The sequence below is a fragment of the Streptomyces zingiberis genome (genome assembly GCF_012034935.1).
GTDB classification, from domain to species: Bacteria; Actinomycetota; Actinomycetes; order Streptomycetales; family Streptomycetaceae; genus Streptomyces; species Streptomyces zingiberis.
Window position 1 is genome coordinate 16,383 of the sequence record NZ_JAATEN010000010.1, and the last position, 20,342, is coordinate 36,724.

Sequence of the window (20,342 nt, forward strand, 5' to 3'; positions counted from 1 at the left end):
GAGGCCCGCGGGTGCGGTGGGGCGGCACTCATGGGGCGCCTCGGGCGTTGGGCTAGGCGGAGCGAGTGCGCGCCTTCGTGGTGACGGACCTCCCGATGCGGGGGCCTCCTGTCTTACGATGGCCGGTGCGGTGGGCCCGGCTCGCCGCCCCCTCGAACCCGACCATGCCAGGCCCGACCGGCAAGGAGACCACCCCAAGTGTCCGTCTTGAACAAGCTCATGCGTGCAGGCGAAGGCAAGATCCTGCGCAAGCTGCACCGCATCGCGGACCAGGTCAACTCCATCGAGGACGACTTCCTGGGCCTCTCCGACGCCGAGCTGCGGGCGCTGACCGACGAGTACAAGGAGCGGTACGCCGACGGCGAGAGCCTGGACGACCTGCTCCCCGAGGCGTTCGCCACCGTCCGCGAGGCGGCCCGGCGCGTGCTCGGCCAGCGTCACTACGACGTGCAGATCATGGGCGGCGCCGCGCTGCACATGGGCTATGTCGCCGAGATGAAGACCGGTGAGGGCAAGACTCTCGTCGGCACGCTCCCCGCCTATCTCAACGCGCTGTCCGGCAAGGGCGTCCACCTGATCACGGTGAACGACTACCTGGCCGAGCGCGACTCGGAGATGATGGGCCGGGTCCACAAGTTCCTGGGCCTGAACGTCGGCTGCATCCTGGCCAACATGTCGCCCGCCCAGCGCCGTGACCAGTACGGGCGCGACATCACGTACGGCACCAACAACGAGTTCGGCTTCGACTACCTGCGCGACAACATGGCGTGGTCGAAGGACGAGTTGGTGCAGCGCGGCCACAACTTCGCGATCGTGGACGAGGTCGACTCGATCCTCGTGGACGAGGCCCGTACCCCGCTGATCATCTCCGGCCCGGCCGACCAGGCGACGAAGTGGTACGCGGACTTCGCCAAGCTGGCCAAGCGGCTCACCCGGGGCGAGCCCGGCAACGCCCAGCGGGGCATCGAGGAGACCGGCGACTACGAGGTCGACGAGAAGAAGCGCACCGTCGGCATCCACGAGAGCGGTGTCACCAAGGTCGAGGACTGGCTGGGGATCGACAACCTCTACGAGTCGGTCAACACCCCGCTCGTGGGTTACCTCAACAACGCCATCAAGGCCAAGGAACTCTTCAAGAACGACAAGGACTACGTCGTCATCGACGGCGAGGTCATGATCGTCGACGAGCACACCGGCCGTATCCTCGCCGGCCGCCGCTACAACGAGGGCATGCACCAGGCGATCGAGGCCAAGGAGGGGGTGGACATCAAGGACGAGAACCAGACCCTCGCCACGATCACCCTCCAGAACTTCTTCCGTCTCTACGACAAGCTCTCCGGCATGACCGGTACGGCCATGACCGAGGCGGCCGAGTTCCACCAGATCTACAAGCTCGGCGTGGTGCCGATCCCGACCAACCGGCCGATGGTCCGCGCGGACCGGTCGGACCTGATCTACCGGACCGAGGTGGCCAAGTTCGACGCGGTCGTCGAGGACCTCGTGGAGCGGCACGAGAAGGGCCAGCCGGTCCTCGTCGGCACCACCTCCGTGGAGAAGTCGGAGTACCTCTCCCAGCAGCTCAGCAAGCGTGGCGTGCCGCACGAGGTGCTCAACGCCAAGCACCACGAGCGGGAGGCCTCGATCATCGCCCAGGCCGGCCGCAAGGGCGCCGTCACGGTGGCCACCAACATGGCCGGCCGTGGTACGGACATCAAGCTCGGCGGCAACCCCGACGACCTCGCCGAGGCCGAACTGCGTCAGCAGGGTCTCGACCCGGAGGAGAACCCGGAGGAGTGGGCGGCGGCGCTGCCCGCCGCGCTGGAGCGGGCCGAGGCGGCCGTCAAGGCCGAGTTCGAGGAGGTCAAGGAGCTCGGTGGGCTCTACGTCCTGGGTACCGAACGGCACGAGTCGCGCCGTATCGACAACCAGCTCCGCGGCCGCTCCGGCCGTCAGGGGGACCCGGGCGAGTCCCGCTTCTACCTCTCCCTCGGCGACGACCTGATGCGGCTGTTCAAGGCCCAGATGGTCGAGCGCGTGATGTCGATGGCGAACGTCCCGGACGACGTCCCGATCGAGAACAAGATGGTCACCCGCGCCATCGCCTCCGCCCAGTCGCAGGTCGAGCAGCAGAACTTCGAGACCCGCAAGAACGTCCTGAAGTACGACGAGGTGCTCAACCGGCAGCGCGAGGTCATCTACGGCGAGCGCCGCCGCGTCCTGGAGGGCGAGGACCTGCAGGACCAGATCAAGCACTTCATGGACGACACCATCGACGCCTACATCCACGCGGAGACGGTGGAGGGGTTCGCCGAGGAGTGGGACCTGGAGCGGCTGTGGAACGCCTTCAAGCAGCTCTACCCGGTCAAGGTGACCGTCGAGGACCTGGAGGACGCCGCCGGGGACCGGCTGGGGATCACCGCCGAGTTCATCTCGGAGATGATCAAGGAGGACATCCACGACCAGTACGCCGCGCGGGAGGCGGAGCTCGGCTCCGAGATCATGCGGGAGCTGGAGCGGCGTGTGGTCCTCTCCGTCCTGGACCGCAAGTGGCGTGAGCACCTCTACGAGATGGACTACCTCCAGGAGGGCATCGGCCTGCGCGCGATGGCCCAGAAGGACCCGCTGGTCGAGTACCAGCGCGAGGGCTACGACATGTTCACGGCCATGATGGACGGCATCAAGGAGGAGTCCGTCGGCTACCTGTTCAACCTGGAGGTCCAGGTGGAGCAGCAGGTCGAGGAGGTCCCGGTGGAGGAGCGGCCCGCGGCGGAGGGCAAGCCCTCGCTCGCCAAGGCGCCGCAGGAGCCCGTGCCCGCCGGGGCCGGGGCCCGTCCCGAGATCCGGGCCAAGGGCCTGGAGACTCCGCAGCGGCCGGACCGGCTGCACTTCTCCGCGCCGACCGTGGACGGCGAGGGCGGTGTCGTCGAGGGCGACTTCACCACCGAACAGCAGCCCGCCCGCTCGGAGTCGGACGGCATGACCCGCGCCGAGCGGCGCAAGGCGCAGAAGGGCCGCCGCCGGAAGAAGTGAGACCGCGGCGCCGGTCCCCCGGGTGGGGGCCGGGCGCCCGGCGGAGCGTGTGCCCCGGGGGCCGGACACCGATCGGTGTCCGGCCCCCGGGCGTTCCCGGACCTCTGCCCCCGTGTCCCCGGGCTCCCGCTGCCCGTTCCCGGGCCCTGCCCCGGGCTTGCGCGAGCCCCGGCGCCCTGCCCTGCCGGGCCGGTGGCCGGTCCGGGGAGCGCCGGCCTGCCGCCGGCCGGCGGGGCGGCCCGGTGGCCGGGCGGGCGGTGAGCCCTCAGGCCGTCGGCGCGCCGTGGACGGCCGGTACGCCCGGCTGGGGGCCGAGTTCCACGGCGGAGCAGCGCCAGCGCCCGTCCCGGCCGTGCTCCAGCCGGAAGGCCAGGGCCCGTACCCGGTCGCCGGAGACGATCCGGGCGAACGCCTCGATCACCCCGGGCCGCGGCCGGTACTCGTCGCAGCGGCCCACGACGGGACGCACCTGGCCGCCGGACGCGGGAGTCACCGCGAGCGGGGTCCCTGGCGCGAGCCGGACGAGCTGGTCGTAGGCCGCGCCCACCGTGTGACCGAGCATCCAGTGGACCGGGCGCTGACCGCTGAGGGTGAGCAGCAGCCGCTCCGCGAACCAGTAGCGCGGCTGCGTCTCGCGCGCCAGCCGTTTGCGCACCACGGCCGGGAGGGGGCTCCGGCCGGGCCCCCGCGGGTCGCGCCGGGCGGGCGGCCCGGTCCGGCCGCCGGCCGCGGTCACCTCGCCGGGCGGGGCGTCACGGCCGTGCTCGGGTCCCGCCGCGGTGGGCCTGCCGCTCCTCCCGCGGCCCGGGCCCGTGCCCGGCCCGCCCCGCCCCCGTCCGGGACCCGTCGTGCGGCGCCCACCGGCCCCCGTGCCGGTCCTTTCCATGTCAAACCCCCGTCCTGTCGGCCACCCGGTGCTTACCGAGCGGTAACTACCTCCGCGCAGACTTCTAACGGCAGCCGGGAGGGGTCCGCAACATCGGGCCCGGGCCCGCCCGGAGCCCGGACCAGTTCACCTATCAGGGTGATGACGGGGTCGTCTCCGCCGGTCAGGCGGTCCGCGCCCAGGCCCGGAGCGGTGCCGAGGAAACGTTCGGCGGCGGCCGTACGGCACCCCGAAAGAGGACGAGGGGGCGCGCACGACAGGGGGCCGGACGGGGCCCGCGCCCCGGGGCCGGGACACGCCCGTATGCTGGCCGCACCGTCAGCCGGTGTCCCGGAGAGCTCAGGAGAAGCGGCCGCATGCGCGTCTACGTCCCCACGACCCTGCCCGGTCTCGCCGCGGCCCGCCGTGCGGGCGAGCTGGGCCCCGCCCCGCTGGACGCCTACGCCGTCACACCCGCGCTGCGCGAGTGGTACGTCTCCGAGGACGTCGAGGAACTGGAGTACGCCGCGCTGGGACGGGCCGCGCAGGCCTCGCTGCGGCTGCTCGCCCTCGACCCGGCGGCGCCCCGGCGCCGGGTGGTGGTGGCGGTGGACGTGCCGGACAAGCTCGTCACCGCCGATCCGGACCACGCGCTGGACCCGGCCGCCGTGGGCGAGGTGCGGCTCCGGCAGGTGGTGGAACTGGCCCGGGCCGCGGCCGTGCACGTCGACGCCGAGGAGGCCGTACCGGACGTCGCCGCGGCCGCGGCCGCGCTGGGCGCCGCCGACAAGGGCGACGACGACGCGCAGTTCACGGTGGACGGGGCCGAGGACCACGAACTGCTCTGGTACGCCACCCAGGAGATCGGCAACCTGCTGGGCTGAGGGGGCCCGGCCCCCGGCCCGCCCGCGCCGGCCGGTTCACCGCTCCCCGGGGGGCAGGGCGATTCCCCGTCCCGTCGCGTTCCCTCCCTTCCCGCCCCTTCCCTCCCTTCCCGCCCCGTCGCGGCCGGTGCCGGCGAGGGGGAGAGCGGCTGGACGGGCCGCCTCCGGGTCCCGGGGACCGTCGGGGCCTGAACGGGGGCACCGGCTCCGGGCGGGACCGCCGCCGGGCCCGGGGGGCCGCGCACCCGGCGGCTCCCGCCACCGCACCCGGCTGCCCGGCCGCCACCGCACCCCGCCGCCGCGCCGTGCCCGCCACCCCACACGGCGCGTCCTCCCGCACGGCTCGCCCCCGCATGGCGGAACCGGGCCCTCCGCCGCGGGTTCCGGCATCCCGCTCCCGCGTTGTCGGTGCCCGCCGCTACCGTCGGGGCATGGCAGCTCAGCGGAAGGCCCACATCGTGTGGGACTGGAACGGCACGCTCTTCCACGACATCGACGCCGTACTCGCGGCGACCAACGCCTCGTTCGCGGAGCTCGGCCTCGCGCCGATCACCCTGGAGCGGTACCGGGAGCTGTACTGCGTGCCCGTGCTCCGGTTCTACGAGCGGCTGCTGGGGCGGCTCCCGAGCGACGCCGAGTGGCTGGTCATGGACGAGATCTTCCACCGCCACTACTGGGAGCGGGCGAGCGCGGCGGCGCTCGCCCCGGGCGCAGCGGAACTGCTGACCCGCCGGCGGGCGGCCGGGCTCACCCAGTCGCTCTGCTCCCTCGCGCCGCACGAGCATCTGCTCCCCATCGTCCGGACGCACGGCATCGAGCGGCACTTCCTGCGGGTGGACGGCCGCCGCGGACCGTCCGACGTCGGCAAGGCCGAGCAGATGGTGAGTCATCTCACATCCCTGGGTTCCATACCCGCCGACCAGGTGGTGGTGATCGGGGACGCCCTCGACGACGCCGAGGCGGCCCGGCACGCGGGGGCGCGGGCGGTGCTCTACACGGGCGGCTCGCACAGCCGGGCCAGCCTGGAGCGGGCGGGGGTGCCGGTGGTGGACACCCTCGCCGAGGCGGTGGAGACGGCCGAGGCGCTGGTCGCCTGAGGAGCCGGGCCGCGCCGTCCGTCCACCGGCCTGCCGGTCCGCCGGTCCACGGGGCCGCCGACCCCCGGGAACGGGGCCTCGGCGGGGCCACGGCGGGGCCCCGGCCCGTGCTCCGGCGTGCGCCGTGCCCGGCCCGCTCCGCGGCCTTGTCCGGCCTGGAACGGGCCCGGGGTGACGGCGCCGGAGGGCCGCCCGGGGCGGCGAGCCGGTTCCGAGTGCGTCCGGTGCCTCCCCTGTCACTGTCCACTCCGTCAAAGTTCACCCCGGGGTTCTGAATAATCGGCTCATGACCGGGTCCTCGCGCGGAGCGATAGCCTGGGGCCGTGATCAGCGCGATATCCCGTGGGGGCAGCGCCGCCCCCTCGTCCGGCCGTCGCCGTCGGGGCCCCTGCCCGCGGTGCGGTCCGGTGGCTCTGTCGCGCCGTCCGGTGTGCCGCGGAGCCGTGCGCCACCGCGCCCCGAGCCGTCCCGCCGGGAGCGCCACCGGCGCTGCCGGCGTCACCGGTTCGCGGGCCGGGGCACGGCGGCCGACCATGGCCCCCGAGGGCTCGTTTCCCCACCGTCCCGGCATCACCGCACCGCCCGCGCCCGCACATCCGGCGCCGCGGCGTACCGCCACTCGTACCCACGTCACGCAACGGCGCGCGACAGGAGTCTGAACGACATGCTGAACAAGCTGGACGAAGCCAAGGCCGAGCTGCTCGCGCGAGCGGCCCGGGTCGCCGGGAAGAGCCAGGCCGGGAGTGTCCAGCCCGCCGGGTTCCACCGCGACGGGGTCCTCGACGAGGAGGCCCTCGCCGGCCACCTCCGGCTCTACTACCGGCACACCGCCGCGGAGGACCTGGTCGGCCGGGACCCGGTCGACGTCCTCGGCGCGGCGCTCTCCCACTTCCGGCTGGCCGAGTCCCGCCCGCAGGGCACGGCCGACGTGCGGGTGCACACCCCCACGGTCGAGGAGAACGGCTGGACGTGCAGCCACTCCGTGGTGGAGGTGGTCACCGACGACATGCCGTTCCTGGTGGACTCCGTCACCAACGAGCTGTCCCGGCAGGGGCGCGGCATCCACGTGGTGGTCCACCCGCAGGTCATGGTGCGCCGGGACGTCACCGGAGAGCTGATCGAGGTGCTGGGCGCGCCCGCGTCGGACGCCGAGTACCCGCAGGACGCCCTCCGCGAGTCCTGGATCCACGTCGAGATCGACCGGGAGACCGACCGCGCCGACCTCCAGCAGATCACCGCCGACCTGCGCCGGGTCCTCTCCGACGTGCGGGAGGCCGTCGAGGACTGGGGCAAGATGCACGGCACCGCGCTGCGCCTCGCCGACGCCCTGGCCGAGGAGCCGGTCCCGGGCACGGTGCCCGCGCAGGAGGTCGAGGAGGCCCAGGAGCTGCTGCGCTGGCTCGCCGCGGACCACTTCACCTTCCTCGGCTACCGCGAGTACGACCTGACCACCACGGCCGGGGAGAGTGGCGGCGAGGAGGACGTCCTCAGCGCCGTGCCCGGCACGGGCCTGGGCTTCCTGCGGTCCGACCCGAGCCACCGGCGCGACCGCGAGGGCCACCCGCTCTCCTCCTCCTTCAGCCGGCTGCCGGCCGACGCGCGGGCGAAGGCGCGGGAGCACCGCCTGCTGGTGCTCACCAAGGCCAACAGCCGGGCCACCGTGCACCGCCCGTCCTACCTCGACTACGTCGGCGTGAAGAAGTTCGACGCCCACGGCAACGTCACCGGCGAGCGCCGCTTCCTCGGCCTGTTCTCCTCCGCCGCGTACACCGAGTCCGTCACGCGGGTGCCGGTGGTCCGCCGCAAGGTGGCCGGGGTCCTGGCCGACGCGGGCTTCGACCCGCACAGCCACGACGGCCGGGACCTGCTCCAGATCCTGGAGACCTACCCGCGCGACGAGCTGTTCCAGATCCCCGCCGACCAGCTCCGCTCCATCGCCACCAGCGTGCTCTACCTCCAGGAGCGCCGCCGGCTCCGCCTCTACCTGCGCCAGGAGGAGTACGGCCGCTACTACTCGGCCCTGGTCTACCTGCCGCGGGACCGCTTCAACACCACCGTCCGGCTGCGGCTGATCGACATCCTCAAGGAGGAACTGGGCGGCACCAGCGTCGACTTCACCGCCTGGAACACCGAGTCGGTCCTCTCCCGGCTGCACTTCGTCATCCGGGTGGAGCCCGGCACGCAGCTCCCGGTCCTCACCGACGAGGACGCCGAGCGGATCGAGGCCCGCCTCGCCGAGGCCTCCCGCTCCTGGACCGACGGCTTCGCCGAGGCGCTCCACACCGAGCTGGGCGAGGAGCACGCCGCGGAGCTGGCCCGCCGGTACGGCGGCGCCTTCCCCGAGGGGTACAAGGCCGACCACTCCCCGCGCAGCGCCGTCGCCGACCTGCTCCACCTGGAGCAGCTGTCCCGGGACGAGCGGGACTTCGCGCTCAGCCTGTACCAGCCGGTGGGGGCGGCGCCGGGTGAGCGCCGGTTCAAGATCTACCGGGCGGGCGAGCAGGTCTCCCTCTCCGCCGTGCTGCCCGTCCTCCAGGCGCTGGGCGTGGAGGTCGTCGACGAGCGCCCCTACGAGCTGCGCTGCGCCGACCGCACCACCGCCTGGATCTACGACTTCGGCCTGCGGATGCCCGCGGTCGGTGGCGAGTACCTGGGCGAGGACGCCCGCGACCGCTTCCAGGACGCCTTCGCGGCCGTCTGGACGGGCGAGGCGGAGAACGACGGCTTCAACGCCCTGGTGCTCAGCGCCGGGCTGACCTGGCGGCAGGCGATGGTGCTGCGCGCCTACGCCAAGTACCTGCGGCAGGCGGGCTCCACCTTCAGCCAGGAGTACATGGAGGCCACCCTCCGCCACAACGTCCACACCACGCGACTGCTGGTGAGCCTGTTCGAGGCGCGGCTCTCCCCCGCGCGCCGGAACGCCGGGCGGGAGCTGACCGACGGGCTGCTGGAGGAGCTGGACGGCGCGCTGGACCAGGTGGCGAGCCTGGACGAGGACCGCATCCTGCGCTCCTTCCTCACGGTGATCAACGCCACCCTGCGGACCAACCACTTCCAGCGGGCGGACGGCCCCGCCGGCCAGGGGGAGGGCGAGGCCGGGGGCGACACCGTGCGCTGGCACGGCTACGTCTCCTTCAAGCTCGACCCGCAGGCGATCCCCGATCTGCCCGCGCCCCGCCCGGCGTACGAGATCTGGGTCTACTCGCCGCGCGTCGAGGGCGTCCACCTGCGGTTCGGCAAGGTGGCCCGGGGCGGGCTGCGCTGGTCCGACCGGCGGGAGGACTTCCGCACCGAGATCCTGGGCCTGGTCAAGGCGCAGATGGTGAAGAACACCGTGATCGTGCCGGTGGGCGCCAAGGGCGGCTTCGTCGGCAAGCGGCTGCCCGACCCGGCCACGGACCGGGACGCGTGGCTGGCCGAGGGCATCGCCTGCTACCGCACCTTCATCTCGGGTCTGCTCGACATCACCGACAACCTGGTCGGCGGCGAGGTGGTCCACCCGCGGGACGTCGTCCGCCACGACGGGGACGACACCTATCTCGTCGTCGCCGCGGACAAGGGCACCGCGTCCTTCTCCGACATCGCCAACGAGGTGGCCACCGCCTACGGCTTCTGGCTCGGCGACGCCTTCGCCTCCGGCGGTTCCGCGGGCTACGACCACAAGGGCATGGGCATCACCGCCCGCGGTGCCTGGGAGTCGGTGAAGCGCCACTTCCGCGAGCTGGGCCACGACACGCAGTCCGAGGACTTCACGGTCGTCGGCGTCGGTGACATGTCCGGGGACGTCTTCGGCAACGGCATGCTGCTGAGCGAGCACATCCGCCTGGTCGCCGCCTTCGACCACCGGCACATCTTCCTCGACCCCAACCCCGACGCGGCGATCTCCTACGCCGAGCGGCGGCGGCTCTTCGAACTGCCGCGCAGCTCCTGGGCGGACTACGACGTCTCGCTGCTCTCGCCCGGCGGCGGGATCCACCCCCGCTCGGCCAAGTCGGTGCCGGTGGGCCCGCAGGTCCGCAAGGCGCTGGGGATCGACGACTCGGTGGGCAAGATGACCCCCGCCGAGCTGATGAAGGCCATCCTCAGCGCGCCGGTGGACCTGCTGTGGAACGGCGGCATCGGCACCTACGTCAAGGCCTCCGCGGAGAGCCACGCCGACGCGGGGGACAAGGCCAACGACGCCATCCGCGTCAACGGGCGGGACGTCCGTGCCAAGGTCATCGGTGAGGGCGGCAACCTCGGCGCCACGCAGCTCGGCCGCATCGAGTTCGCCCGGCACGGCGGACCGGACGGTGACGGCGGCCGGGTGAACACCGACGCGATCGACAACAGCGCCGGGGTGGACACCTCCGACCACGAGGTGAACATCAAGATCCTGCTCAACGGCCTGGTCTCGGACGGTGACCTCACCCTCAAGCAGCGCAACAAGCTGCTGGCGGAGATGACCGACGAGGTCGGCGCCCTGGTGCTGCGGAACAACTACGCGCAGAACGTCGCCATGGCCAACGCCGTCGCCCAGGCGCCGAGCCTGCTCCACGCCCACCAGCGCGCCATGCGCCGGCTGGAGGCCTCCGGCGATCTCGACCGGGGCCTGGAGTTCCTCCCCGCGGACCGGCAGATCAAGGAGCTGCTGGCCGCCGGGCGCGGCCTCACCCAGCCGGAGCTGGCCGTGATCCTCGCCTACGACAAGATCATCTCGGCCGAGGAGCTGATCTCCACCGGCCTCCCGGACGACCCGTACCTGCGCCGGCTGCTGCACGCCTACTTCCCGCGGCCGCTGCGCGAGCGGTTCGCGGAGCAGATCGAGGCCCACCCGCTGCGCCGCGAGATCATCACCACGGTGCTGGTCAACGACACGGTCAACAGCGCCGGCACCACCTACCTGCACCGCATGCGGGAGGAGACGGGGGCCTCCACGGAGGAGATCGTCCGGGCGCAGACCGCGGCCCGCGTGATCTTCGGCCTGGCCGGCGTGTGGGACGAGGTGGAGGCGCTGGACACCGAGGTCCCGGCCGCCGTCCAGACCCGCGTCCGGCTGCACTCGCGGCGGCTGGTGGAGCGGGCCTCGCGCTGGCTGCTCAACAACCGGCCGCAGCCGGTGGAGATCGCCGAGACGATCGACTTCTTCGGCGAGCGGGTGGAGGCCGTCCGGGCCCACCTGCCCAAGCTGCTCAAGGGCGCCGACCTCGACTGGTACCAGGGCATCCTGGACGACCTCACCGCCGCCGGGGTCCCCGGTGAGCTGGCGCAGCGGGTGGCCGGGTTCTCCTCGGTGTTCCCGGCGCTGGAGATCGTGGCCATCGCGGACCGCACGGAGAAGGCCGTGCTGGACGTCGCCGAGGTCTACTACGACCTCGGGGACCGGCTGCGGATCAGCCGGCTGATGGACCGGATCATCGAACTGCCCCGTTCCGACCGCTGGCAGTCGATGGCCCGCGCCGCCATCCGGGAGGACCTCTACGCGGCCCACGCGGCGCTCACCGCCGACGTGCTCGCGGCCGGCGACGCCACCTCCTCGCCCGCCCAGCGGTTCGAGGCCTGGCAGCGGAAGAACGCCGCGATCCTGGCCCGCGCCCGGGCCACGCTGGACGAGATCCACGGCTCGGACTCCTTCGACCTGGCCAATCTCTCCGTCGCCATGCGGACCATGCGGACGCTGCTGCGCGCGCACCGCTGACGGCGGGCGCAGCACGGCGGGCCGGGGGCCCGGAGCGCGGTGACCGGCCGCGCCCCGGGCCCCCGGCGCGTGGGGGGCACGGCCGCTCCCCGCGCGGATCGGGCCGGGGGTCCGTACGATGGGAGGCGGTTGGTCCCGTTCTGCCCCGTTCAGTCCGCCGGGGAGGCAGAAGGCGGAGGTGAGCATGGCGACCGGAGAGGGGCGGCGGGGTCCGGACGTCTCGGTGATCCTGATCGTCTACAACGACGCCGGGCGGCTCCCGGCCGCCGTGCGCTCCGTCCTCGGCCAGACCCTCCGGGCCGTCGAGGTGGTGATCGTCGACGACCACTCCACCGACGGCTCGTACGAGGTGGCGCGGCGGCTGGCCGCCGCGGACCCGGAGCGCGTGCGCGCCGTCCGGCTGCCCGCGAACAGCGGGGGCTGTAGCGCGCCTCGCAACCGCGGCATCGCCGAGGCGCGCGCCCCCTGGCTGATGTTCCTCGACAGCGATGACGAACTGCCGCGCCACGCCTGCAAGTCGCTGCTGCTGACGGCCGAGCGCACGGGGGCGGATTTCGTCACGGGTGAGGTCGTCCGGGTGTACGAGGACAGCGGCACCACCGGGCTGTGGTACCCGGAACTCTTCGCGGACGAACGCGTGATCGAGGGCATCCGGGAGGCGCCGGAGTTCTTCTTCGATCACCTGTCCACCAACAAGCTCTACTCGGCCGCCTTCGTCGCCCGGCACCGGCTGCGCTTCCCCGAGGGCGTCCACTACGAGGACCAGCTCTTCTCCGCCCAGGCCTTCGCCCACGCCCACCGGTTCGCCGTGGTTCCGTGGCCGGTCTACCGCTGGCGGCTCGCGGCCGGCCCGGGCCGGCCGTCGATCTCCTCCAGCCGCCACCTGATCCGCAACGTGACCGACCGGATCGCCGTGGCCCGGATGATCGACGACTTCCTGGGCGCCACCGGCAACGCCGACCTCCGCCCCGCCAAGGACGCCAAGTTCCTCCGCCACGATCTCCGGCTCCACCTCGGTGACCTGGCCTTCCGCGGGGAGGAGTGGGCCCGCCGGTTCGCGGCCGAGACCGTCCCCTATCTGGCCGAGCTGGCGCCGGAGGCCCTGGCCGCCCAGCCCCGGGACGAGCGGGTGTGCCTGCGGCTGCTGCGCGAGGGCCGCCACGCCGAGGTCCGGCAGTGCGCCCGCGCCCTCGGCCGGCCGCACCTCGCGCCGCGCCACGCCGTACGGGACGGCCGCGGGCGGACGTACTGGGGGCGGGAGGTGCCGTCCGGGCCCGCCGCGGACGACCTGGACATCACCGAATGGCGACTGACCGAACAGCCGTTCACCGGCGGCCGGATACGCCACGAGGTGGAGACACTCGTCCCCGAGGGGCCGCTGCTCCGGCTGGGGCTGCGCACCTACGACCCGGCGGGACTGCTCGCCGACACCCTCGGCGCCGGCCGGGCGGACGGGCTGACGGCGGAGGTGCGGCTGAGCGCCGGGGGGCCCGCACTGACGCTCCCGTTCCGCTACCGCGCCGCCGAGGGCGCGGCCGCCCCCCGGCCGGGCGTCTCCGGTCCGGCCCTCTCCGGTCCGGACGGCGCCGGCGCCGATGCCCCTGGCCGGGACGTCCCCGGCCCGGAGGCCCCCGGCCCCGCGGGCCGTGAGTACACCGCCGAGATCCTCCTCGACCTGCGCCGTGTCCCGCTCCGCCCGCAGGGTTTCGCCGGCCGCCGCCACCCGTCGGTGGTCCTCCGCCGCCACGGCCTCTCCCGCAGCGACCCGCTGCTCGCCCCGCTCGGCCTGCGCCCGCTGCGGGCGCTGCTGCCCCGGGCGGGGCCGCTGGCGGGCCACCGCGTCTCCGCCGGCTGCGAGGAGCGCGGCGCCGGGCGGCTGGAGCTGGTCTGGGAGCGCGCGGGCGCGCTGCGCGCCGCCGCCGGGCTGGCGCCCCGCCTCGGCCCGGCGCACGGCGCCGCACTGCGGCTCCGCCGCCGGCTCACCGGGCCGCGGCTGAAGGCGCTGGTCGAGCGGGAGCTGTGGCGGCTGCCCGTGGAGAAGGACCTCGTGCTCTTCGAGGCCATGGAGGGACGCGGCTACGCGGACAGCCCGCGCCGTATCCACGAGGAGCTGGTGCGCCGGGGGCTGCCGTACCGCTGCGTGTGGTCGTACACCGGGGACCGCTCGTCCTTCCCGCCGGGGGTGGCGCTCGTCCGGCGCGGGAGCTGGGCCTACGTCCGGACGCTGGCGCGCGCCGGTACCTGGGTGGACTCGCACGGCATCCCGCCGGGTTACGCCAAGCGCCCGGAGACCCGCTATCTGCAGACCTGGCACGGGCAGGCCGTCAAGCACATGGGGTTCGACACCCCGGAGCTGCGGCTGGGCGGCGAGGAGCCGCGGCGGCGCCACCGGGAGGCCGTCATCCGCTGGGACCTGCTCGTCGCGCCCAGCGAGGAGTTCGAACGCACCTTCGTCCGTGCCAACGGCTACACCGGGGAGCTGCTCCGCTGCGGGCTGCCGCGCAACGACGTCCTGGTGCGCCGGGACGAGCCCGCGCAGCTGAGGAGCGCGGCGGACGCGCGCCACCGGTTGCAGATCCCGGACGGGCGGCGGGGCCTGCTGTACGCCCCGACCTTCCGGGACGGGCTGCGGGGCACCGGCGACTCGGTCCGGGTGGACCTGGCGGAGCTGGTGGCGGGGGTCGGCGCGGAGTGGACGGTGGTCGTCCGCCCGCACCCCTACGAGCGGTTCACCGTCCCGCCCGGGCTGGGCCACGCGGTCCGCGACGGCCGGGGGTTCACCGAGGTGAGCGACCTGCTGCTGGCCTCGGACGCGCTGGTCACGGACTACTCCTCGCTGATGTTCGACTACGCGCTGCTGGACCGGCCGATCCTGCTCTTCGCCGACGACTACGAGGAGTACCGCGGCGGCTCGCGCGGGACGTACTACGAGCTGCCGGAGATCGCCCCTGGGCCGCTGCTGTCCACCACGGCCGAGCTGGTCACGGCGGTGCGGGAGCTGGACCGGGTGGCCGCCGAGTGGGCCGGCGCCCACGCCCGCTTCCGGGCGCGGTTCACCGCCCGGGAGAACGGGCGCGCGAGCGGGACGGTGGTCGACCGGCTCTTCGCGGAGGGCGCGCGATGAACGGCGACGACCGGGCCCGGAGCGGTCCCCGGCCCGGCCACCGGCCCCGGACCGGCCACCGGCCCGGCCGTCACCGCGGCTCCCGCGCCGTCTTCCTGGTCGGCATCGACGTCGACTCGATGGGCGGCTCCCAGCGCGTGCTGCACACCCTCGCCCAGGGGTTCGGGGAGCGCGGGCACCGCGTGGAGCTCATCGGCATCCGCCCGAGCCCGGAGCCGTACCGCTACCCGCACCGGGGCGGCCCCGCCTATCGGCACAGCACGCTGTACTCCGCGCCGGCGCCCCCGCGCCGCCCGCCGGCCCGTACCCTCGGCGAACGTCTCGCCCCCGCCCGGGTGCTGGGGACGCGGGCCGCCCGGGCGGAGCGGTCCCGGGCCCGGGAGCGGCTGCTCCGCCGGTTCGCCGCCGTGGAGCGGGGGTACGTCGTCATCGGCTCGCCCTGGGCCGCCGACTGGCTGCTGGCCCTGCACTGGCCGCATCTCAAGGGCATCGGGCAGTACCACGAGTCGTTCGCGCAGGCCCGGGCCTCGCGGAACCTCGGGCTGATCCTGCGTCACTACCCCCGGCTGGAGAAGGCGCTCTTCCTCAGCGAGGGGGACGCGGCGGCCTTCCGCCGGGAGCGGCTGCCGAACGCCGCGTACATGCCGAACCCGCTGCCCTTCACCCCGCCCGCCCCCGCACCGCTCGACACCCGCCGGATCGGCGCCGTCGGCCGGCTGGAGGAGGTCAAGCGGCTGGACCGGCTGGTGGACGCGTTCGCGGCCCTGGCGCCCGACCATCCCGGCTGGGAGCTGCACTTCTTCGGGGAGGGCCCGCTGGAGCCCGTGCTGCGCGAGCGGGCGGCGCGGCTCGGCTGCGCGGAACGGGTGGTCTTCCGGGGCGCCGTGCGCGATGTGGCCGCCGCCTACCGGGAGGTCTCGGTACTGGCCCTCACCAGCGAGCGCGAGGGACGGCCGATGGCCGTGGCCGAGGCGGCGGCCTGCGGGGTGCCCGCGGTGAGCTTCGACCTCTCCGGCGGGGTGCGGGAACTGGTGGCGGACGGCCGCACGGGCCGGCTCGTCCGGGCGGGGGACCGGGCCGCGTTCACCGCCGCGCTGCGCGAACTGGTGGCGGACGACGCGCTCCGGACGGCGTACGGGCGCGCGGCCCGGGAGCATGTGGCCCCCCTCGCGCTCCCCGCCGTGCTGGACCGCTGGGAGGAACTGTTCGACGAGATCGACCGCTGAACGCTCCCCGCCCGGCACCCGCGCCGTCTGCCCGGCACCCGCCCGGCACGCGCGCCGTCCGCCCGGCGCGCAGACCCCCGCCGCGCACCCCGGCCGTGCGCGCCCGCCGTGCCTCCCTGCCGTGCGCCCCCGCCGTGCCTCCCGTCACCGCCTCCCCGGCAGCCCCCGCCGCAGCGCCCGTCCCGCCACCCGCAGCGCGCCGCGCGGGCCCTGGGACACCCGCAGGACGAGCGAGCCGCCCGCCGCCGCGCCGGGGTGGACCAGCAGCAGCCCGCCGCGCCCGGCGACGAGCCTGCGGCGCGGCAGTGGTCCCACGGCGCGCACACCCGTGTAGACGGAGCCGCCGTCGGCGCAGCGCACCCGTACCCGGACGTCCCACACCTCGGGCGCCCCGTCCGGGTCGCCGCCGGCGAAGGACGCGCCGGAGGCCCGCTCGCCCAGGTGGAGCAGGAGTTCGGCGGTCCAGGAGGGGGTGGGGGTGTCGTCGCGGGTGAGCAGGGCGCTGCGGGTGAGACCCAGCCGGCCGTCGTCGCGGTGGCGCAGCTCCACGTCGACGGAGACGGGGCCGCCGGCGGCGGTCAGCCGCCCGTACAGCTCGTGCACGCGCAGGGCCAGCACGAGCCGGAGCCGGGTGGCGCCCGTCCCGCCGGTGCCCCGCCCGCCGCCGGGCCCGGCGGGGTCGAGGCGTCCGCCCCGGTCGCGCAGGCGCGGGCCGGGGGAACGGCTGTTCGCCCGGAGGGCGCCGTCCACGGTGACGGGCAGCCGGTGCAGCGGCGCCTCGTCGACCCGGTCCAGCGGCACGGACGGCAGGTCGACGGCCCACACCGGCACGCCGTTGACCCGGGTGTACGGGGGCAGCAACCGCGCCGGGTGGACGGCGAGCCCGGCCAGCCGCTCCAGGTCGCGCGGCCAGTCGGTGGTGGAGACCACCCGGGCGATCCACCGGGCCGGGGCGCGCGCCGCCAGCAGATCCTCCTCGCCGAAGGTCTCCAGGTAGTCCTGGGTCAGATGCCACCAGGCGGCGCGGTGCTCCTCGTCCCGCCTCCCGAGTTCGCGCAGGTACATCCGCAGGTCGTGGTCGAGGAACTTCACCCGCGCGGCGTGCGCGAGGCGCCGCCGGCCGGCCAGTTCCAGGGTGTCCACGGCCAGCCGGTGCGCGGCCAGCCGCGCCCGCCAGCCGTCCACCCGCTGCCGGTCCAGGGAGATCGACGGCCGGGCGGCGTCCCGGCGGACGTGCCAGATGTAGACGGTGTCGGGGATGACGGCGATCCGCGGGCCGGCGGCCAGCACCCGGGCGGTGAAGACGAAGTCCTCGTAGCGGAACGGCCCTTCGGGGAAGGTGATCTCGTGCGCGGCGAGGAAGGCCCGGTCGTACAGCTTGTTGACGCAGAGGGTGTCGCGGACCAGGCGCGGCTGCAGTTCGGGGGAGTCGTGCACGGCCTCGCCCAGGTAGAGCGCGCGCTGCCAGCGGGTGTCGCGGCGGCGCGGCAGCTCCCGCCGGACGCAGGCACCGGCGACGACCGGCGCGGAGTGCCGCCCCGCCGCGGCGAGCAGGGCCGCCACGGCGCCCGGCGGGAGCACGTCGTCGCTGTCGAGGAACATCACGTACGGGGCCGTGGCCTGGCGCAGCCCGTCGTTGCGGGGACTGCCGCAGCCGCCGCTGTTGACGGTGCGGTGGCGTACCGTCAGCCGGGGGTGGCGGGTGGCCAGCCGGTCGAGGAGCACGCCGGTACCGTCGGTGGAGGCGTCGTCCACGGCGATCACCTCGCGGACGACGGGCCCCTGCTCCAGCGCGGAGAGCACGGCGGCCCTGATGTGCGCGGCGTCGTTGTAGCCGATGACGATCACGCTGACCCGGCCGGGCTCGGGCGCCACCTCCGGCGGCATACCACTGTCCATGGGGGCAAAGGTTATATTCCGCAGCTCGGGGCTGCCGCCCACGCCTCCGGCGGGAAACGTGCCCCGGGCCAGGGCACGAGCCACCACCAGAGCCGGGCTCAGGGACGACGGGTGAGGACGTCGTCGATGCGGGAGGTGTCGGCGACCCACGCCGCGGCGGCCGGCGCTATGAAGCCGAGTACGGCCTGGATGTCATCCCGGCGGGCTTCGAGGGGCAGGTGCCAGATCGCCTCGTGGTGAGCGATGCGGTTGCGGAACTTGTGCAGCCGCTTGACCGGCTCTTCCACCGTGGTCAGGGCACGGTTGGGGGCGTGAGGGAAGGCAGCCGCGAGGTCGGGCCACAGACTGGTTCTGTACTGGCGTGCCAGCAGGAAGCGCCAGAAGCCGAAGCTCAGCTCCGCGATGACCTTCCCGCGCGGCGCGGTCGCAGCAGTACCGCCCCGCCCCGCGCGCTCTCGGGCCTGGGCGATGTCGTCGCGAGCCTTGCCGCTGAGGGGGACCTGCCGGTCGATGTACCACTCGAGGGTGTGGCCCCGGCGCTGCTGGCGTATGACGAGCCGTGCGTCCAGCGCGTTGCGCAGCATGATCTCCAGGTGCCCGAGCGGTTCGAAGAAGGCTGCGGCGAGGTCACCGTTCCACTGGTACAGCGCGAGCGCGGCGGTGGAGTCACCGGCGCATGCGCTCAGGTAGGGGGTCAGCCGGTCAGGGCTGATCAGCTCGATGACGGCCTTGTCGTCCGGCGGCTTGATGCTGGTGGGCGGCGTGCTGTGCATGGTGGGGTAATCGTAGGTAGACTGGGCGACGAAGACCCTGGATTCGTCCCTGGTAGCCCCGAAAGAGGCAGGCCACACCCCAGGGTTCAGACATCAGCCGAGGACCGCACGATTCAGCCGTGCGGTCCTCGCGCTTTCAGCGCCCGAATCGGGACCGCCGCCGGATCGGGTGGCCGCCGTCTGCTTGATGAGATGAAGGAAGCCCTCGGCGTCTTCGCCCTTCATCTCACACCGGTTCGAGATCCGTGACCGGGTCGCCGCCGGCGGGCAGGCGCGGTCGGCCTCGGCGGTGACCTGGTGCTCTGATGCGTCCCGTCCGGGGACACTCGATCGGCCCGGATCGCTAGCATGCACCGCATGGCCATCAGATTCGAGAACGTCGGGATCGCCGTGCGTGACCTCGAAGCAGCGATCTCTTTCTTCACCGACCTCGGCCTCACGGTCGTCGGCCGTGACACGGTCAGTGGTGAGTGGACCGATACCGCCGTCGGACTCGACGGCAATCACGCCGACATCGCGATGCTTCAGACGCCGGACGGTCACGGCCGCCTTGAACTCTTCGAGTACATCCACCCCGAAGCGATCGAGACGGAGCCGACGCGGCCCAACGAGATCGGCATGCATCGCGTCGCCTTCTCGGTCGACGACATCGGCCAAGCCCTTGAGACGGCGGCGAAGCACGGATGCCGACCGCTTCGCGGAGTGGCGACCTATCGGGACATCTACAAGCTCGCATATGTCCGTGGTCCCAGCGGCATCATCGTGATGCTCGCCGAGGAATTGCGGAAGAGCTGACGGGACGCTCGCGCATCGGTTTCTCCCGCCTCTCGGCCTCCGGCCCCGGAGTCCCCGCTTTCGGCTTCCGGGTCACGGAGTCACCCGCGCCACCCCTCCCGTCTCCAGAGCGACCCAGAGGGCACCGTCGGGCCCCAGCGCGATGCCGTGGGGTTCGGACGACGGTGACGGCAGGTCGTATTCGGTGACCTCGCCGCTCGAGGTGATGTGACCGACGCGGTTGGCGCCCCACTCGGTGAACCAGCAGCTTCCGGTGGAGACCGCGGCAATGGCATGGGGTTTGGCGGTGCGGTCGGGGAGGGGGAACTCGGTGATGTCACCGTCCACCGTGATCCTGCCGATCCGGCCCGCTGCGATCTCGACGAACCACAAGGCCGTGCCGTCACCGGTGATGCCGACGGGGGCGGCCTCCGGGGTCGGCAGTGGGTGAATGAGGATGTCACCTTCGGTGGTGATGCGGCCGATCGCGTTCCCCTGGTTGAGGGTGAACCACAGGGCGCCGTCGGGGCCTGTGGTGATCGCCGAAGGGAAACCGCCCGCGACGGGCAGCGGGAACTCGGTGACCTCTCCCTCACCGGTGATGCGGCCGATGCGGTCGGAGTTCATCTCGGTGAACCACATCGCGCCGTCCGGGCCGGCGGTGATGCCGAACGGTCCGCTGCCGGGCGTTGGCACCGGGAAGGACTCCGTCGCACCATCGGTGGTGATGCGGCCGATCCTGTGGTCCTGGGACCGGGTGAACCAGAGGGCGCCGTCGGGCCCGGGGGCGATGATCATGGGGCGGCACGCAGGTGAGTCCAGGGGATGCACCGTGAGGTCGCCGTCGAGGGTGAGACGCGCGATGCTGCCGCTGTGGACGAAGGTGAGCCACAGGGCACCGTCGTGGCCGGCCGTGATGCCGTACGGCCCGGCCTTCCCGTCTGCCACGGAGATTTCCCGGACGACCGGGGCGTCGGAAGGGTGCACGGCGGC

General features: G+C 73.8%; 11 protein-coding genes. 7 read left to right on the plus strand and 4 right to left on the minus strand.

The features are described from left to right. Positions 1 to 198 precede the first annotated feature (198 nt). On the plus strand, positions 199 to 3,030 hold the full coding sequence (gene secA / locus HCK00_RS14745) for a preprotein translocase subunit SecA (protein WP_168102393.1): 2,832 nt from the start codon (positions 199 to 201) through the stop codon (positions 3,028 to 3,030). Positions 3,031 to 3,295: 265 nt separating this feature from the next. Here the strand turns inward: secA and HCK00_RS14750 are convergent, their stop codons facing one another. After that, on the minus strand, positions 3,296 to 3,688 hold the full coding sequence (locus tag HCK00_RS14750; RefSeq protein ID WP_168102394.1) for an Rv3235 family protein: 393 nt from the start codon (positions 3,686 to 3,688) through the stop codon (positions 3,296 to 3,298). 584 nt (positions 3,689 to 4,272) lie between these two features. On the opposite strand from HCK00_RS14750, the gene HCK00_RS14755 reads away from it, so the two are divergent. From HCK00_RS14755 to HCK00_RS14775, 5 genes are all read left to right on the plus strand, one after another. Continuing rightward, the gene (locus HCK00_RS14755; protein WP_168102395.1) at positions 4,273 to 4,779 is read left to right on the plus strand and encodes a DUF6912 family protein; all 507 of its coding nucleotides are present in this window, start codon (positions 4,273 to 4,275) and stop codon (positions 4,777 to 4,779) included. Between the two features lie 431 nt (positions 4,780 to 5,210). Next, positions 5,211 to 5,876 carry an HAD family hydrolase gene (locus HCK00_RS14760; RefSeq protein WP_168102396.1) on the plus strand — a complete coding sequence of 222 codons (666 nt, stop codon included), beginning with the start codon at positions 5,211 to 5,213 and terminating at the stop codon, positions 5,874 to 5,876. Between the two features lie 664 nt (positions 5,877 to 6,540). Further along, positions 6,541 to 11,553 carry an NAD-glutamate dehydrogenase gene (locus tag HCK00_RS14765; RefSeq protein ID WP_168102397.1) on the plus strand — a complete coding sequence of 1,671 codons (5,013 nt, stop codon included), beginning with the start codon at positions 6,541 to 6,543 and terminating at the stop codon, positions 11,551 to 11,553. 184 nt (positions 11,554 to 11,737) lie between these two features. Beyond that, on the plus strand, positions 11,738 to 14,677 hold the full coding sequence (locus HCK00_RS14770; RefSeq protein ID WP_168102536.1) for a bifunctional glycosyltransferase/CDP-glycerol:glycerophosphate glycerophosphotransferase: 2,940 nt from the start codon (positions 11,738 to 11,740) through the stop codon (positions 14,675 to 14,677). Continuing rightward, positions 14,674 to 15,903: a glycosyltransferase gene (locus HCK00_RS14775; protein WP_168102398.1), complete on the plus strand. Its 1,230-nt coding sequence runs from the start codon at positions 14,674 to 14,676 to the stop codon at positions 15,901 to 15,903. Before HCK00_RS14770 ends, HCK00_RS14775 begins: the two co-directional genes overlap by 4 nt. 144 nt (positions 15,904 to 16,047) lie before the next feature. Here the strand turns inward: HCK00_RS14775 and HCK00_RS14780 are convergent, their stop codons facing one another. Together HCK00_RS14780 and HCK00_RS14785 are read right to left on the minus strand one after the other, a co-directional pair. Then, positions 16,048 to 17,802: a glycosyltransferase family 2 protein gene (locus HCK00_RS14780; protein WP_168102399.1), complete on the minus strand. Its 1,755-nt coding sequence runs from the start codon at positions 17,800 to 17,802 to the stop codon at positions 16,048 to 16,050. Between the two features lie 98 nt (positions 17,803 to 17,900). After that, complete coding sequence (locus HCK00_RS14785; protein ID WP_168102400.1) at positions 17,901 to 18,575, minus strand: Abi family protein; 675 nt, start codon at positions 18,573 to 18,575, stop codon at positions 17,901 to 17,903. 357 nt (positions 18,576 to 18,932) lie between these two features. On the opposite strand from HCK00_RS14785, the gene HCK00_RS14790 reads away from it, so the two are divergent. After that, complete coding sequence (locus tag HCK00_RS14790; RefSeq protein ID WP_168102401.1) at positions 18,933 to 19,370, plus strand: VOC family protein; 438 nt, start codon at positions 18,933 to 18,935, stop codon at positions 19,368 to 19,370. Between the two features lie 72 nt (positions 19,371 to 19,442). Here the strand turns inward: HCK00_RS14790 and HCK00_RS14795 are convergent, their stop codons facing one another. Beyond that, positions 19,443 to 20,336 (minus strand): Vgb family protein, encoded by an 894-nt coding sequence (locus HCK00_RS14795; RefSeq protein WP_168102402.1) that lies wholly within the window; start codon positions 20,334 to 20,336, stop codon positions 19,443 to 19,445. Positions 20,337 to 20,342: the final 6 nt, after the last annotated feature.